Raw genomic sequence first — 14,384 nt, forward strand, 5'->3', positions numbered from 1 at the left:
GCGCTTAGTGTTGCTACGTGACCATCGCTCCGCCTCGTCCCCGTCAAGAGCTCCCACCTGCCGAGACCGTCGGCTGGGTCCGCCGGCTGTCCGCCGCGGCGTGGGAGCACCGCGCGACAGTCGTGCTTTCGCTGGTCGCCGCCATGTTGAGCGTCGGCGTCCAGGCCGCCAGCCCGCTGCTGGTGCGCGCGGCGGTGGACGACGCGGTGGCGGGGCAGACCGGCGCGCTGCCCGGGATCGCGGTCGTCCTGGTGACGTTGCAGCTGGTCGCGTTCGCCACCGCGTTCCTGCGCCGGTACTTCGGCGGCAAGCTCGCGCTCGACGTCCAGCACGACCTGCGCCAGCGGGTGTTCAACGCGGTTTCGCGGCTCGACGGCGGCAAGCAGGACGCCCTGCGCACCGGCCAGGTCGTCTCGCGCGCGATCTCGGACCTGCAGCTGGTCACCGGGATCCTGATGCAGATCCCGCTGTCGTTCGGCTCGGTGATCTTCGCGCTGCTGTCGTTCGTGGCGATGCTGTGGATGTCCCCGGTGCTGACGCTGATCGCGCTGGTCGTCACGCCCGCGGTCGGCATCGTCGTGACCCGCAGCCGGAAGCGGCTGTTCCCGGCGACGTGGTCGGCGCAGCAGCGTGCGGCGGACGTCGCGCAGCAGGTGGAGGAGACCGTCACCGGCGTCCGCGTCGTGAAGGGCTTCGGCCAGGAGTCGCGCGAGGTCGGCCGGCTGGAGCGCACGGCGCGCAAGCTGTTCGGGGAGCGCCTTCGCGCGGCGAAGCTGTCCGCGGTGCCGACGGCGACCACGGCCGCGCTGCCCGCCGCCGGCCAGGTCGCGGTGCTCGGCATCGGCGGTGTCCTGGCGCTCAACGGCTCGATCACGCTCGGCACCTTCCTCGCCTTCGCGACCTACCTCGCGACCCTGATCGGCCCGGCCCGGATGCTGTCCGGCCTGGTCGTGCAGGCCCAGCTGACCCGCGCCGGCGCCGAGCGCGTCTACGAGCTGATCGACGCGCAGCCGGAAGTCGTCGACGCCGCCGGCGCGCGCCCGCTGCCGGCGGGCCCGCTCGGCATCGAGCTCGACGGCGTCCGGTTCGGCTACACCCGCAGCGAACCGGTGCTCGACGGCCTTTCGGTGACCGCGCACCCGGGCGAGACGCTCGCGCTGGTCGGCACCGCCGGCTCCGGGAAGTCGACGATCTCGCTGCTGCTGCCCCGCTTCTACGACGTGCACGCGGGCGCGATCCGCGTCGGCGGGCTCGACGTCCGGGACGTGCCGCTGCGGCAGTTGCGCCAGGCGATCGGCGTCGTGTTCGAGGAGGCGTTCCTGTTCTCCTCCTCGATCCGCGACAACATCGCCTACGGCCGGCCCGACGCGAGTGACGAGGAGATCGTCGCGGCGGCGCGCGCGGCGGAGGCCGACGAGTTCATCCGCGAGCTGCCGGAGGGCTACGAAACCCTGGTCGGCGAGCGCGGCCTGACCCTTTCGGGCGGCCAGCGGCAGCGGCTCGGGCTGGCGCGGGCGCTGATCACCGACCCGCGGATCCTGGTCCTCGACGACGCGACGTCGGCCATCGACACCGTCACCGAGGCGGCGATCCACGACACGCTGCGCTCGGTCACGGCGAGCCGCACGACCCTGCTGATCGCGCACCGGCGCTCCACCCTCGCGCTGGCCGACCGGATCGCGGTGCTCGACGACGGCCACGTCGTCGACGTCGGCACCGAAACCGAGCTGATGGCGCGCTGCCCGCTGTTCCGCGAGCTGGTCGCGGGCCCGGGTGACGGCGTCGAGGAGAAGGTGCGCCGCGAGGGCCTCGACCGCGGCCCGGCCGGCGTCACCGCGGCGCTCTGGCCGCGTGACGAGGGCAAGGACGAGGTCGACCACCTGGCCGAGGCCGCGCAGCAGCGCCGCGCCAACCCGAACAGCAGCGGGTTCGCGGGCCCGGGCGGCGGCGGTCTCGACCTGCCGCCGACACCGGAGCTGATCGAAGGCGTCCGCAGGCTGCCGCCGGCCACCGACGAGCCGCGGCTGTCCGATGTGGACGTCACGGCGCCGGACCCGCGGTTCCGGCTGGCCGGGCTGCTGCGGCCGGTCCGCTGGCCGCTCGCGGTGGTGATCGCGCTGGTCGCGGCGGACGCGCTGGCCTCGATCGCACTGCCGGGGCTCTACCAGTTCGGCGTCGACCACGGCGTCCGCACCGGCGTGGAGTGGGTGATCTGGCTCGCCGCCGGGATCGGCGCCGCCGTGATCGCGGCCGACTGGCTGGTGGTGCTCGCGCAGACCCGGCTGACCTCGCGCGTCGGCGAGACCGTGCTGTACGCGCTGCGCGTCCGCAGCTACGCGCACCTGCAGCGGCTCGGGCTCGACTACTACGAGCGGGAGCTGTCCGGGAAGATCATGACCCGGATGACGACGGACGTCGACGCGCTCTCGACGTTCCTGCAGACCGGGCTGGCCACCGCCGTGGTCAGCGCGCTGACGCTGGCCGGGATCACGGTGGCGCTGCTGGTCACCGACGCCGGGCTGGCGTTGTACGCGCTGGCGATGGTGCCGGTGCTGGCCGTCGCGACGGTGATCTTCCGGCGGGCGGCGTCGAAGGCCTACAACGAGGCCCGCGAGCGGGTCAGCCTGGTCAACGCGGACATGCAGGAGAACATGAGCGGCCTGCGCGTCGCCCAGGCCTACACCCGCGAAGAGCGTTCCGCCGAGGCGTTCGCGTCACGCAGTGACGACTACCGCCGCTCGCGGCTGCGGGCGCAGCGGTACGTGGCGACGTACTTCCCGCTGGTCGCGCTGATGTCCGACCTGGCGACGACCACGGTGCTGGTCGCCGGCGCGAACCGCGTGTCGGCCGGGACCCTGTCGGCCGGCGTGCTGCTCGGGTTCCTGCTGTACCTGCAGCAGTTCTTCTCCCCGATCCAGCAGCTGTCCTCGGTGTTCGACGGCTACCAGCAGGCCCGCGTCGGCCTGAACCGGATCGGCGACCTGCTGCGGACGCCGACGTCCGTCCCGCCGGCGGAACACCCGCTGGCGATCCCGGAGCGGCTGCGCGGCGAGGTCAGCTTCAAGGAGGTCGACTTCGCCTACGCGGGCACGGAGGCGAAGGCGCTGGCGCAGTTCTCGCTGGACGTCGCGGCCGGAGAGACGATCGCGCTGGTCGGCGCCACCGGCGCGGGGAAGTCGACGGCGGTGAAGCTGGTCGCGCGTTTCTACGACGCCACGGGCGGCACGGTCCGGATCGACGGCACCGACGTCCGCGAGTACGAGCTCGCCGGCCTGCGGCACCGGATGGGCGTGGTGCCGCAGGAGGCGCACCTGTTCTCCGGCACGGTGGCGGACAACGTCCGGTACGGCCGCCCTGCGGCGACGGACGCCGAGGTCGAGGCCGCGGTCCGCGCGGTGGGCGCGCTCGACGGCGTCGCGGCGCTGCCGGCCGGGTTCCTGCAGCCGGTGGGCGAGCGCGGGCGGTCGCTGTCGGCGGGGCAGCGTCAGCTGGTGGCGCTGGCCCGGGCGGAGCTGGTCGACCCGGACGTCCTGCTGCTCGACGAGGCGACGGCGGCCCTGGACCCGTCCACCGAGGCCGCGGTCCTGCGCGCGACCGAACACCTGGCCCGCCGCCGCACGACGTTCGTCGTCGCCCACCGCCTCGCCACGGCGGCCCGCGCCGACCGCATCGTGGTCCTCGACCACGGCCGGATCGTCGAAACCGGAACCCACGAAGAGCTCCTGGCCGCGGAAAGCTACTACGCCCGCCTCTGGTCCCTCGGCTGACCCGTAACACGCGTGACTGAGCCCGTAACTCGCGTGACTGGACCCGTAACTCGCGAGTTCCGGCCCCGATCACGCGAGTTCCGGCCCCGATCACGCGACTTACGTCGGGAATCACACGAGTTGCGGGTTCGCCCGCCGGGAAAGGACTCGCCGGGGCCGCCGGGGCGCGGGAGCATGGCGGGATGTTCGAACAACAGCGGGCGCCCGACCGGCAGATCCGTGCCGTGCAGACCAAGACCACCGTCCGGGTCTACCAGGCCTACTCGCCCGCGATCGCCGAGCCGGCGCTGGCGGAGCAGACGTTCGTCGCGCCGTTCAAGCGGGACCGGATGACGTGGATCAAGCCGTCGTTCCGGTGGATGGCCTACCGGTGCGGCTACGGGACCAAGCCGGGGCAGGAGGTCGTCCTGGCGATCGACATCACCCGCGACGGCTTCGAGTGGGCCCTGGCCCACGCGGCGCTGAGCCACCCCGGCCGTGACCAGGAGAAAGAAGCCTGGGAAGCACAGGTCAAGACCAGTCCCGTCCGGATCCAGTGGGACCCCGAACGTGACCTCAACCACCAGGCGCAGAACTTCCGGGCGATCCAGGTCGGCCTGAGCGGCGAGGCCGTCGACCGCTACGTCGACGAGTGGATCACCGCCGTCACCGACGTCACGCCGGTGATGCACCGGATCCACCAGCACCTGCGGGACTACGAGCTGCACAAGGCCGTGAAACTCGTCCCGCACGAGCCGCCGTACGAGCTCCCCGAAGACCTCGCGCGGGCCATCGACGCCGACGGCTGAACCCGGACCAGGCCGGCCCTCGGCGACGAGCCCGCCAACCCCGGCGAAAACCCTGTACCCGGTCCATTGCTTAAGGTTCTCTTAGCACATCTTGATCGTGTCAGTGACCGATGCCCTAGTGCGCCACGCCTCACACAGGCCGGTTCCATCACATCGCACTCATCGAGGGGGTTAGCCTGGTAGGCGCATCAACGGATCCAAGATCGAGATCGAGACGGATAGAGGCGAGCCCAAGCCGTGTCCAGCAGCAGCCCTGCGTCACAGTTCGGCCCCAACGAGTGGCTGGTCGAAGAGATGTACGACCAGTTCCTCGCTGACCCATCTTCAGTCGATGCCGCGTGGCACGACTTCTTCGCGGACTTCAAGCCGACGCAGAACGCTCAGACCAAGGCGGACAACGCCCGGCAGCAGCAGGCCGGCGCCAAGCCCGCGACCAACGGACAGGCCACGGCGCCGTCGACGAAGGCGGTGCAGAACGCGGAGTCCGCGGCCAAGCAGACGTCGACGCCCGCCACCACCACCGCGCCCGCCAAGCCGGCTCCGAAGCCCGCCGCGAACGCGGCGAGCGCCTCGAAGACCGCGCCCAAGGCCGCGTCGACCAGCCCGGCCAAGACCGAGGTGAAGCCGCAGGCCAAGGACGAACCGGAGTCGAAGCAGCTCCGCGGCGCCGCGGCGGCGATCGCCAAGAACATGGACGCGTCGCTGTCCGTGCCGACCGCGACCAGCGTGCGCGCGGTCCCGGCGAAGCTGATGGCCGACAACCGCATCGTCATCAACAACCACCTCAAGCGCACCCGCGGTGGCAAGATCTCCTTCACGCACCTCATCGGCTTCGCCATGGTGCGGGCGCTGAAGGACTACCCGAACCTGAACCGGCACTACCAGCAGATCGACGGCAAGCCGTTCGCGATCACGCCGGAACACGTCAACTTCGGGCTCGCCATCGACATGAAGGGCAAGGACGGCTCCCGCAACCTCGTCGTGGCCTCGGTCAAGAACGTCGGGGACATGTCGTTCCTGCAGTTCTGGCAGGCCTACGAGGACATCGTCAAGAAGGCCCGCAACAACAAGCTGACCGCGGACGACTTCGCCGGCACCACCATCTCGCTGACCAACCCGGGCGGCATCGGCACCAACCACTCGGTGCCGCGCCTGCAGGCCGGCCAGGGTGCGATCATCGGCGTCGGCGCCATGCAGTACCCGGCGGCGTTCGAGGGCACCAGCGAGAAGACGCTGGTCGACCTCGGCATCAGCAAGATCATGACGCTGACCTCGACCTACGACCACCGCATCATCCAGGGTGCGGAGTCCGGCGAGTTCCTCAAGCGCATCCACCAGCTGCTGCTCGGCGAAGACGGCTTCTACGACGACGTCTTCACCAGCCTGCGCCTGCCGTACGAGCCGATCCGCTGGGTCGCCGACATCCCCGAGGGCCCGGTCGACAAGACCGCCCGCGTGATCGAGCTGATCGACGCGTTCCGGATGCGCGGTCACCTGATGGCCGACACGGACCCGCTGAACTACCGCCAGCGCAGCCACGCCGACCTGGACGTCCTGTCCCACGGCCTGACGCTCTGGGACCTGGACCGCGAGTTCCCGGTCGGCGGCTTCGCCGGCCAGGAGCGGATGAAGCTGCGCGACATCCTCGGTGTGCTGCGCAACTCGTACTGCCGCACCGTCGGCATCGAGTACACGCACATCCTCGACCCCGAGGAGCGCCGCTGGATCCAGGAGCGCGTCGAGATCCCGCACGAGAAGCCGGACCCCGCGGTCCAGAAGTACGTGCTCTCGAAGCTGAACGCCGCCGAGGCGTTCGAGACGTTCCTGCAGACCAAGTACGTCGGCCAGAAGCGGTTCAGCCTCGAAGGCGGCGAGACGGCGATCCCGCTGCTCGACACCCTGCTGGACAAGGCCGCCGAGCACGAGCTCGACGAGGTCGTCATCGGCATGCCGCACCGCGGCCGGCTCAACGTGCTGGCGAACATCGTCGGCAAGCCGATCTCGCAGATCTTCCAGGAGTTCGAGGGCAACCTCGACCCGGGCCAGGCGCACGGCTCCGGTGACGTGAAGTACCACCTCGGCGCCGAGGGCAAGTACTTCCGGATGTTCGGCGACGGCGAGACGAAGGTGTCGCTGACGGCGAACCCGTCGCACCTGGAGACCGTGGACCCGGTGCTCGAGGGCATCGTCCGCGCGAAGCAGGACCTCCTGGACAAGGGCGGCGAGGGCTACACCGTGCTGCCGGTCCTGATGCACGGCGACGCGGCCTTCGCGGGCCAGGGCGTCGTCGCCGAGACGCTGAACCTGTCGCTGCTGCGCGGGTACCGCACCGGCGGCACCGTGCACGTGATCGTCAACAACCAGGTCGGCTTCACCACCGCGCCTGAGCACTCGCGCTCCAGCCAGTACGCCACCGACGTCGCGAAGATGATCGGCTCGCCGATCTTCCACGTGAACGGTGACGACCCGGAGGCCGCGCACTGGGTGGCCAAGCTGGCCGTCGAGTACCGGCAGGCGTTCCACAAGGACGTCGTGATCGACCTGATCTGCTACCGCCGCCGCGGGCACAACGAGGGCGACGACCCCTCGATGACGCAGCCGGCGATGTACGACATCATCGACACGAAGCGCTCGGTCCGGAAGGGCTACACCGAGTCGCTGATCGGCCGCGGCGACATCTCCGTCGAGGAGGCCGAGGCCGCGCTGCGCGACTTCTCGAGCCAGCTGGAGCACGTCTTCAACGAGGTCCGCGAGCTGGAGAAGCACCCGGCGAAGGCGAGCCCCTCGGTCGAGGAGGAGCAGCAGGTCCCGGCGAAGGTGACGACGTCGATCTCGAGCGAGACGCTGGAGCACATCGGCGACGCGTTCGTGAACGTGCCGGAGGGCTTCACGCCGCACCCGCGCGTCAAGCCGGTCATGGAGCGCCGCCACAAGATGTCCCGCGAAGGCGACATCGACTGGGCGTTCGGCGAGCTGCTGGCGTTCGGGTCGCTCGCACTGGAAGGCCGGCTCATCCGGCTGTCCGGCCAGGACTCGCGGCGCGGCACGTTCACCCAGCGGCACTCGGTGTTCATCGACCGCAAGACGGGCCAGGAGTACTCGCCGCTGCAGAACCTGGCCGACGGCCAGGGCCGCGTGATGATCTACGACTCGGCGCTGTCGGAGTACGCGGCCGTCGGCTTCGAGTACGGCTACTCGGTGGCGAACTCCGAGGCGCTCGTGATGTGGGAAGCGCAGTTCGGTGACTTCGTCAACGGCGCGCAGACCGTCATCGACGAGTACATCTCCTCGGGTGAGGCGAAGTGGGGCCAGCGCTCCGACGTCGTGCTGCTGCTGCCGCACGGCCACGAGGGCCAGGGCCCGGACCACACCTCCGGGCGCATCGAGCGCTTCCTGGCGCTGTGCGCCGAAGGCTCGATGACCGTCGCGGTGCCCTCCACCCCGGCGAACTACTTCCACCTGCTGCGCCGGCACGCCCTCGACGGCATCCAGCGCCCGCTGGTCGTCTTCACGCCGAAGTCGATGCTGCGCAACAAGGCCGCGACGTCGGCGACCGGCGACTTCACCGGCCAGTCCCGGTTCATGTCGGTCATCGACGACGTGACGCCGGACCCGGCGAAGGTCCGCAAGGTGCTGCTGACCTCCGGGAAGCTGTACTGGGAGCTGGTGGCGGAGCGGACGAAGCGCGAGGCGGACGACGTCGCGATCGTGCGGATCGAGCAGTACTACCCGCTGCCGAAGAAGAAGCTGCTGGCGGCGCTGGAGCGCTACACCAACGCGACGCAGGTCGCGTGGGTCCAGGAGGAGCCGGAAAACCAGGGTGGGTGGCCGTTCTTCGGCCTGAACCTGCCCCGGAAGTTCCCGGAGGTGCTCTCGGGCCTGCAGGTCGTGTCGCGGCGTCCGATGGCGGCGCCGTCGGCCGGCTCGTCGAAGGTCCACGAGGTGGAGCAGAAGGCGCTGATCTCGAAGGCGTTCGACTGATCGCTTGACCACGGCGAAGGCCCCCGCACCACGGTGTGCGGGGGCCTTCGTCGCGGGTGGGGCCGGTCAGACGGTCAGCGACCAGGTGTCGATGCGCCCGGTGTCGGCCGACGCGACGTCCTGGACGCGCAGCGTCCAGGTGCCGTTCGCGGCTTCGCCGGAGACGTTCGCGCTGTAGGTCGTGTTGATGTTGTCGGACGAGTCACCGCTCGAGTTCTTCAGGCGGTACGCGGAACCATCCGGCGCGACCAGGTCGATCACCAGGTCGCCGGCGTAGGTGTGGGCGATGTGGACCTCCACCGCCGACGTCGCCGACGCGTTGCGCGCGCAGCCCGAGACGCTCACGCTGCTCGTCACCGCGGCGCCGCGGTCGGGGATGGCGACGTCGGTGCCGTTGGTGACGGTGCCGCAGGTCGGCGGCGGGGTGGTGCCGGTGCCCGTGTAGAGCAGGACGTTCGGCGAGCCCGTGCCCGGGCTGGTCACCTTTCCGGTGGTGCCGTTCGCGACGAGCGCGTCGCGGACCTGCTGCGGCGTCGCGCCCGGGTTGGCGGCCAGGTAGAGCGCCGCCGCGCCGACGACGTGCGGGGTCGCCATCGACGTCCCGCTGATCGTGTTGGTGGCGGTGGTGCTGCCGATCCACGACGACGTGATGCCGCTGCCCGGCGCGAAGATGTCGAGGCAGGTGCCGATGTTGGAGTAGCTCGCGCGAGCGTCCGTGGACGTCGTCGCGCCGACCGTGATGCCCGCCGGGACGCGGCCCGGGGAGCCGTTGCACGCGTTGGCGCCGTTGTCGTTGCCCGCCGCGAGGCCGTAGGTGACGCCCGACGCGATCGAGCGCTGGACGGCGGCGTCCAGCGTGCTCGACGCGCCACCGCCGAGGCTCATGTTGGCCACCGCGGGCTTGATCGCGTTCGCCGTCACCCAGTCGACGCCGGCGATCACGCCCGCCGTCGTGCCGGAGCCGCTGCAGTTCAGCACCCGGACGCCGACCAGCTTGACCTCCTTGGCCAGGCCGTACTGCGCGCCGCCAATGGTGCCGGCGACGTGCGTGCCGTGCCCCTGGCAGTCGGTGGCGTCGCTGTCGTTGTCGACGAAGTCGTAGCCCGACGTCGCGCGCCCGCCGAAGGTGCTGTGCGTCAGGTTGATGCCGGTGTCGATGACGTACGCGCGCACGTTCGATGCCGTGGTGCTGTAGCTGTACTTCTGGTCCAGCGGCAGGTTCCGCTGGTCGACCCGGTCCAGGCCCCACGACGGCGGGTTCAGCTGGTCGGCACTCGCCCGCACGACCCGGTTCTGCTCCACAAAGGACACATCGGGATCGGCCGCGACGCGCTTGGCCTGCGCCTCGGACATCGCGGCGGTGAAGCCGTGCAGGGCCGCCGAGAACGTCCGCTCGACGGTGCCGCCGTGCCGGCCGGTGACGCCCTGGGCCGTGCCACCCTTGAGCACGACGATGTAGCTGTCCTTGACGGCGTCGGCGCCGCCGGCGCCGGCGATCGTGCCTTCCCGCGCGGTCGCGACGGTGGTACCGCCCAGGACGGTCACCGCCGAGACCGCTGCCACCACACCGATTCTCCTGAAGATTCCCCGAGAGCTCCGCAAGGTTTCGTCCCTTCTGGGCAGGGGTGAAAGGTGCACGAACTGTAGGTCGACCCTGGTCAAAATAGGAAGATCGACCTGTTTGTCCGGTTTCGGAACCACTCGAACGGTCCCCTACCAAAGTCGGCCGGAAACTGCGTCGCCCCGAACCGCGTCCCACGGCATGCTGACGGTCATGCTCATCCGCCGCGAGACACCCGGTGACCAGGCCGCCGTCCACTCGGTGCACGCCGAAGCCTTCCGCCGCGAACCGGGCGTGACTCCCGTCGAAGCCCCGCTCGTCGACGACCTGCGGGCCGACGGGGACCTGATCGGCGCGTTGTCGTTCGTCGCGGTCCGCGACGGCGAGGTCGTCGGGCACGTCTGCTGCAGCCCGGCGCGGCTCGGCGACGACACCGGCGTCTCGGTCGGCCTCGGCCCGCTCGGCGTGCGGCCCGCGCACCACCGCGACGGCGTCGGTTCGGCGCTGGTGCACACGGTGCTCGGCGCGGCGGACGCCCTGGGCTACGGCCTCGTCGTGCTGCTCGGCGACCCCGGCTACTACTCGCGCTTCGGCTTCGTCCTCGCGGCGACGCTCGGCGTCACGCCGCCGGAACCGGGCTGGGCCGAGCACTTCCAGGCCCGCCCGCTCGCGGCGTACCAAGCCACGCACCAGGGCGCGTTCACCTACGCGCCGGCCTTTTCCCGCATCTGAACAGGAGCCCCGCACGCATGTACGCACCCCGTTCGTCGGTCGGTGTCCGGATCAACCGCGAGCAGCCGCCGTCCCGGCTGCGTGAGCTGGCGCGGCAGGCCGAGGCCGCCGGGCTCGACGAGCTGTGGCTCGTCGAGGACTGCTTCTGGGCCGCCGGGATCTCGACGGTCGCCACGGCGCTGGAGACGACGTCGACGATCAAGATCGGCATCGGCGTGATGCCGGTGGTGGCGCGCAACCCGGCGATCGCGGCGATGGAGCTCGCGGCGCTGGCGGAGCTGCACCCGGGCCGGCTGATCGCCGGCTTCGGCCACGGCGTGCCGGCGTGGATGAAGCAGATCGGCGCGTACCCGGCGTCCCCGCTCGCGGCGCTGGAGGAGACGCTCGTCGCGGTCCGGCGCCTGCTGGCGGGCGACCGGGTCTCGGTGTCCGGGCGGTACGTCTCGCTGGACGAGGTGGAGCTGGTGTTCCCGCCGGCGTCGCCGCCGCCCCTGGTCGCGGGCGTCCGCCGGCCGAAGTCCCTGGCGATCGCGGGCGCGACGGCGGACGGCACGATCCTCGCCGAGCCGTCCCCGCCGGAGTACGTCCGCTCGGCGCTCGCGGCCATCGCCCCGGGACGCGAGCGGGACGGCGCCCCGGCGAGCCACACGGTGGTGACGTACAACTGGCTGGCCCTGGGCGACCCCGAACGGGCGCGGCTGACGGTGGCGGAGTCGCTGACGCCGGGCGCGCGGGTGCAGGTCCAGGACCTGCCGTTCGCCGACGAGCTGCTGGCGCTGGTGGACTCGGCGTCCACAGTGGACGAACTGGCGGCGGGTCTGCGTCCGGAGTGGATCGAGCAGCTGGCCGTCTGCGGCGACCTGGCCTCGTGCGTGGCCCGCGTCCGCGCCCTGCACGAAGCCGGCAGCGGCTCGGTGGTGCTGCTGCCGCTGCCGGAGGAGCCGCCGGAGGAAGGCATCGAGGCCGCGGGCCGGGTGGCGGCCGCCCTGCGCTGAGTCCGCGGGGGATCAGGACCAGATGGTGGCGATTCCGCCGAGCACGAGGAGGATGACCGCGTTGCGGAACGCCCACTGCGCCATGTGCAGCGCCTCGACCTGACGGTTGTCGCTCCGGTAGTTCTTGACCAGCGAATCCAGCAGCTCGAGCGCCAGGTGCCGGGTGTAGGAGACCGCCGGGGACGCCTCCGTGACCGGGGGCGGCAGCAGCTCGTCCGGCCCGATCTTGTACCGCCGCCGCCTTCCGTGCACGCGCAGCGCGACGATGATGCAGTACGCGAAGTACCCCAAGGCCAGCAGGTACGTGACGACCAGCAGGGGCTTGCCCGTGCCGAACGCCAGGATCCCCTTCTGCCCCACCGCGGTGGTCGTCAGCGACGCGGCGATACCGGCCGCCGCCATCAGCTGTCCCGCGCGGCTGTCGATCGAGGACAACCGGGCTTCCTGGTCGGCCCACATCTTCCGCACCTGGTCGAGCAGTTCGCCGTCCGGGACGCGCGTGTCTTCGCGCAGTTCGGCGATCCTCGTCTCATAGCGCCGGAAGACGTCCGGCGGGTTGATCCGGGCGTCGCTCCGCAGCACGGGGACCACGTGCCGGAGCAGCCCGCTCGGCGTCGGCTTGGGCACGGTGCGGCTCCTCGCTGAGCAGTTCGTCGACGATCAGGCCGGTGAGGGGCAAGCCGCAGGCGTGTTCCAGCCAGGCCCACTGCCCACCCGGGTTGAGCTCCAGGAAGTGGTGCCGCCCGCGCGCGTGGAAGAGGTCGACCGCCGCGTACCGGAGACCGAAGGCGGCCACCAGGTCGAGCACGGCGTCCCGGACCTCAGGCGGGAGCGTGACCGGCCGGTACTCGACGTCGGCGTCCGGGACGAGCCGCCAGTCCACCTCGGCCGACCGGGTGCGGATCGCCACGGCGTGGCACCGGCGGCCGACGACCGTGACCCGCACGTCTTCGCCGGTCAGGCGTTCCTGCGCGCAGAACGGCGTCGTGGTGCCGGCGGGATCGTCCGGGACGGTCAGGGGCGCGGTGTACACCGACGCCCGGCGGTCGCCGACGGTGAAGAGCCGGCCGGTGATCGGCTTGGCGACCGAGTCCGGGTGGGCCAGGCCGTGGTTCCGCACCGCCGTCAGGTCGTTCGTCAGGACCGTGGCGGGGACCGGGAGCCCGAGCTGGGCCGCCACCCGGAGCTGCCGCGCCTTGCCGGACGCCGCGGCGACGGCGTCCGGGTGGTTCACCCACCCCGCGCGCGGCGAGCAGGCGAAGACGCCGGCCAGGAGGTCGGCGGACTCGTCGAGCACGTACCGGGACGCGTCGTCCTCGGCACGCCGGGAGAACCGGAGTCCGCGGGACCAGGCCGCGGCTTCCCCGCGCAGGAGCGGGGACGCGTCCTGGCCGTCCAGCGTCAGGGAACCGGCCACGGGGTCGAAGACCACGGACGCGCGCCGCGGGAACAGGTCGACGTTGAACCGCTGGAAGACCACCTCCCGGCGGTGCAGCTCGAGGGCGATGAGGTCGTCGGCCCGGTCCGTCGTGCGGCTGATCAGGTAGACCGGCCGAGGGGGCATCTCAGTCTTCGTTCCCCTCGATGGTGTCGGACTTCAGGTGGCTGAGCGACGAATGCGCCACGGGGCGCTCCTCGTGCACCCACACCTGCAACGCGGTCGAGTAGTGCCCCGGCTCCGCGGCCGCGGGGATCTCGGCGAGACCGGCGAACGCCGGCCCGGATCCCCGCAGGTTCTCGAACGCGCTCTCGGGCATGGGAGGCCTCCTGTCACCGGGTCCTTCTCCCCGGCGAAGTCGCTGCCCCGCGCGGCCTCGTTACACCGCGGTGCTGCGTGACGGAGTGCTCGTGGCCCGCCGGAAAAGGGGTTCGCCGGGCGCGGGCCGCGTGTCAGGATCGGCCCATGCCCGTCGACCCTCACCTCCTGCTGGCCTTCGTCGTCACCACCGTGATCGCGATGGTCGTGCCGGGGCCGGACATGCTGTTCGTCCTCGGCTGCGGCATGCGCGGCGGTCCGCGCGCCGGGCTGCTCGCCACCGCGGGGGTCGCCACCAGTGAGGCGATCCACGTCGCCGTCGCCGCGGCCGGGCTGGCCGCGCTGTTCGCCGCCGTGCCCGTCGCCTTCACCGTCGTGCGGGTCGTCGGCGCGGCTTACCTCATCCACCTCGGCGTCCAGACCATCCGGAAGCGCCGGAGCATCCTCGACGACACCGCGCCCGGCACCAAGCGCGCCTACCTCTCCGGGCTGCTGACCAACCTGCTGAACCCGAAGATGGTCACCTTCACCATCGCGTTCCTCCCCCAGTTCGTCGACCCGGCGCTCGGGCGCATCGGGCTGCAGTTCGCGATCCTCGGCGCGATCATGATCGTGTTCGAGTTCCTCGTCGACGGCGCCGTCGGCGTCCTCGCCGGCCGCATCGGCGGCTGGCTGCGCCGCAAGCGCAAGGCCCGGCAGCGCCTGGAGGTCGCCACCGGCGGCATCTTCATCGGCCTCGGCGTCCGGCTGGCCCTCGACCACTGACCGGGAGGTAGCGCCTGCGCTACCCCGAAGTCGGCGGCC

The 14,384-nt window shown here is 71.5% G+C and carries 10 protein-coding genes; 6 read left to right on the top strand and 4 right to left on the bottom strand.

The annotated features are described in order from the left end of the window. Positions 1-17: 17 nt before the first annotated feature. From MUY22_RS04600 to MUY22_RS04610, 3 genes are all read left to right on the top strand, one after another. On the top strand, positions 18-3,767 hold the full coding sequence (locus MUY22_RS04600) for an ABC transporter ATP-binding protein (RefSeq protein WP_247057391.1): 3,750 nt from the start codon (positions 18-20) through the stop codon (positions 3,765-3,767). A gap of 182 nt (positions 3,768-3,949) precedes the next feature. Then, positions 3,950-4,555 (top strand): DUF4291 domain-containing protein, encoded by a 606-nt coding sequence (locus MUY22_RS04605; RefSeq protein ID WP_247057393.1) that lies wholly within the window; start codon positions 3,950-3,952, stop codon positions 4,553-4,555. A 237-nt stretch (positions 4,556-4,792) separates the two neighbouring features. After that, positions 4,793-8,536 (top strand): multifunctional oxoglutarate decarboxylase/oxoglutarate dehydrogenase thiamine pyrophosphate-binding subunit/dihydrolipoyllysine-residue succinyltransferase subunit, encoded by a 3,744-nt coding sequence (locus MUY22_RS04610; protein ID WP_247057394.1) that lies wholly within the window; start codon positions 4,793-4,795, stop codon positions 8,534-8,536. Positions 8,537-8,602: 66 nt separating this feature from the next. Here MUY22_RS04610 and MUY22_RS04615 read toward each other — a convergent pair whose 3' ends face one another. After that, a complete protein-coding gene (locus MUY22_RS04615; RefSeq protein ID WP_371827655.1) occupies positions 8,603-10,108 on the bottom strand; it encodes a S8 family serine peptidase in 1,506 nt (501 codons plus the stop codon). Between the two features lie 202 nt (positions 10,109-10,310). Here MUY22_RS04615 and MUY22_RS04620 point away from each other — a divergent pair, with 202 nt between their 5' ends. Then, positions 10,311-10,829, top strand: a complete 519-nt coding sequence (locus MUY22_RS04620; RefSeq protein WP_247057396.1) for a GNAT family N-acetyltransferase — start codon at positions 10,311-10,313, stop codon at positions 10,827-10,829. Between the two features lie 17 nt (positions 10,830-10,846). Then, positions 10,847-11,824 (top strand): LLM class flavin-dependent oxidoreductase, encoded by a 978-nt coding sequence (locus MUY22_RS04625; protein ID WP_247057398.1) that lies wholly within the window; start codon positions 10,847-10,849, stop codon positions 11,822-11,824. 12 nt (positions 11,825-11,836) lie between these two features. Here the strand turns inward: MUY22_RS04625 and MUY22_RS04630 are convergent, their stop codons facing one another. Genes MUY22_RS04630 through MUY22_RS04640 form a run of 3 tightly spaced genes read right to left on the bottom strand, consistent with a single transcriptional unit; the run spans position 11,837 to position 13,581 of the window. Further along, a complete protein-coding gene (locus tag MUY22_RS04630) occupies positions 11,837-12,406 on the bottom strand; it encodes a hypothetical protein (RefSeq protein WP_247057400.1) in 570 nt (189 codons plus the stop codon). Further along, entirely contained in the window at positions 12,354-13,388 is a 1,035-nt protein-coding gene (locus MUY22_RS04635; protein ID WP_247057403.1) for a hypothetical protein, read from the bottom strand. The genes MUY22_RS04630 and MUY22_RS04635 overlap by 53 nt, the downstream gene beginning before the upstream one ends. Position 13,389: 1 nt before the next feature. Continuing rightward, entirely contained in the window at positions 13,390-13,581 is a 192-nt protein-coding gene (locus MUY22_RS04640) for a hypothetical protein (RefSeq protein ID WP_247057405.1), read from the bottom strand. 146 nt (positions 13,582-13,727) lie between these two features. Here MUY22_RS04640 and MUY22_RS04645 point away from each other — a divergent pair, with 146 nt between their 5' ends. Then, positions 13,728-14,345 (top strand): LysE family translocator, encoded by a 618-nt coding sequence (locus tag MUY22_RS04645; protein WP_247057407.1) that lies wholly within the window; start codon positions 13,728-13,730, stop codon positions 14,343-14,345. Positions 14,346-14,384 lie beyond the last annotated feature (39 nt).

This window comes from Amycolatopsis sp. WQ 127309 (genome assembly GCF_023023025.1).
Classification (GTDB): domain Bacteria; phylum Actinomycetota; class Actinomycetes; order Mycobacteriales; family Pseudonocardiaceae; genus Amycolatopsis.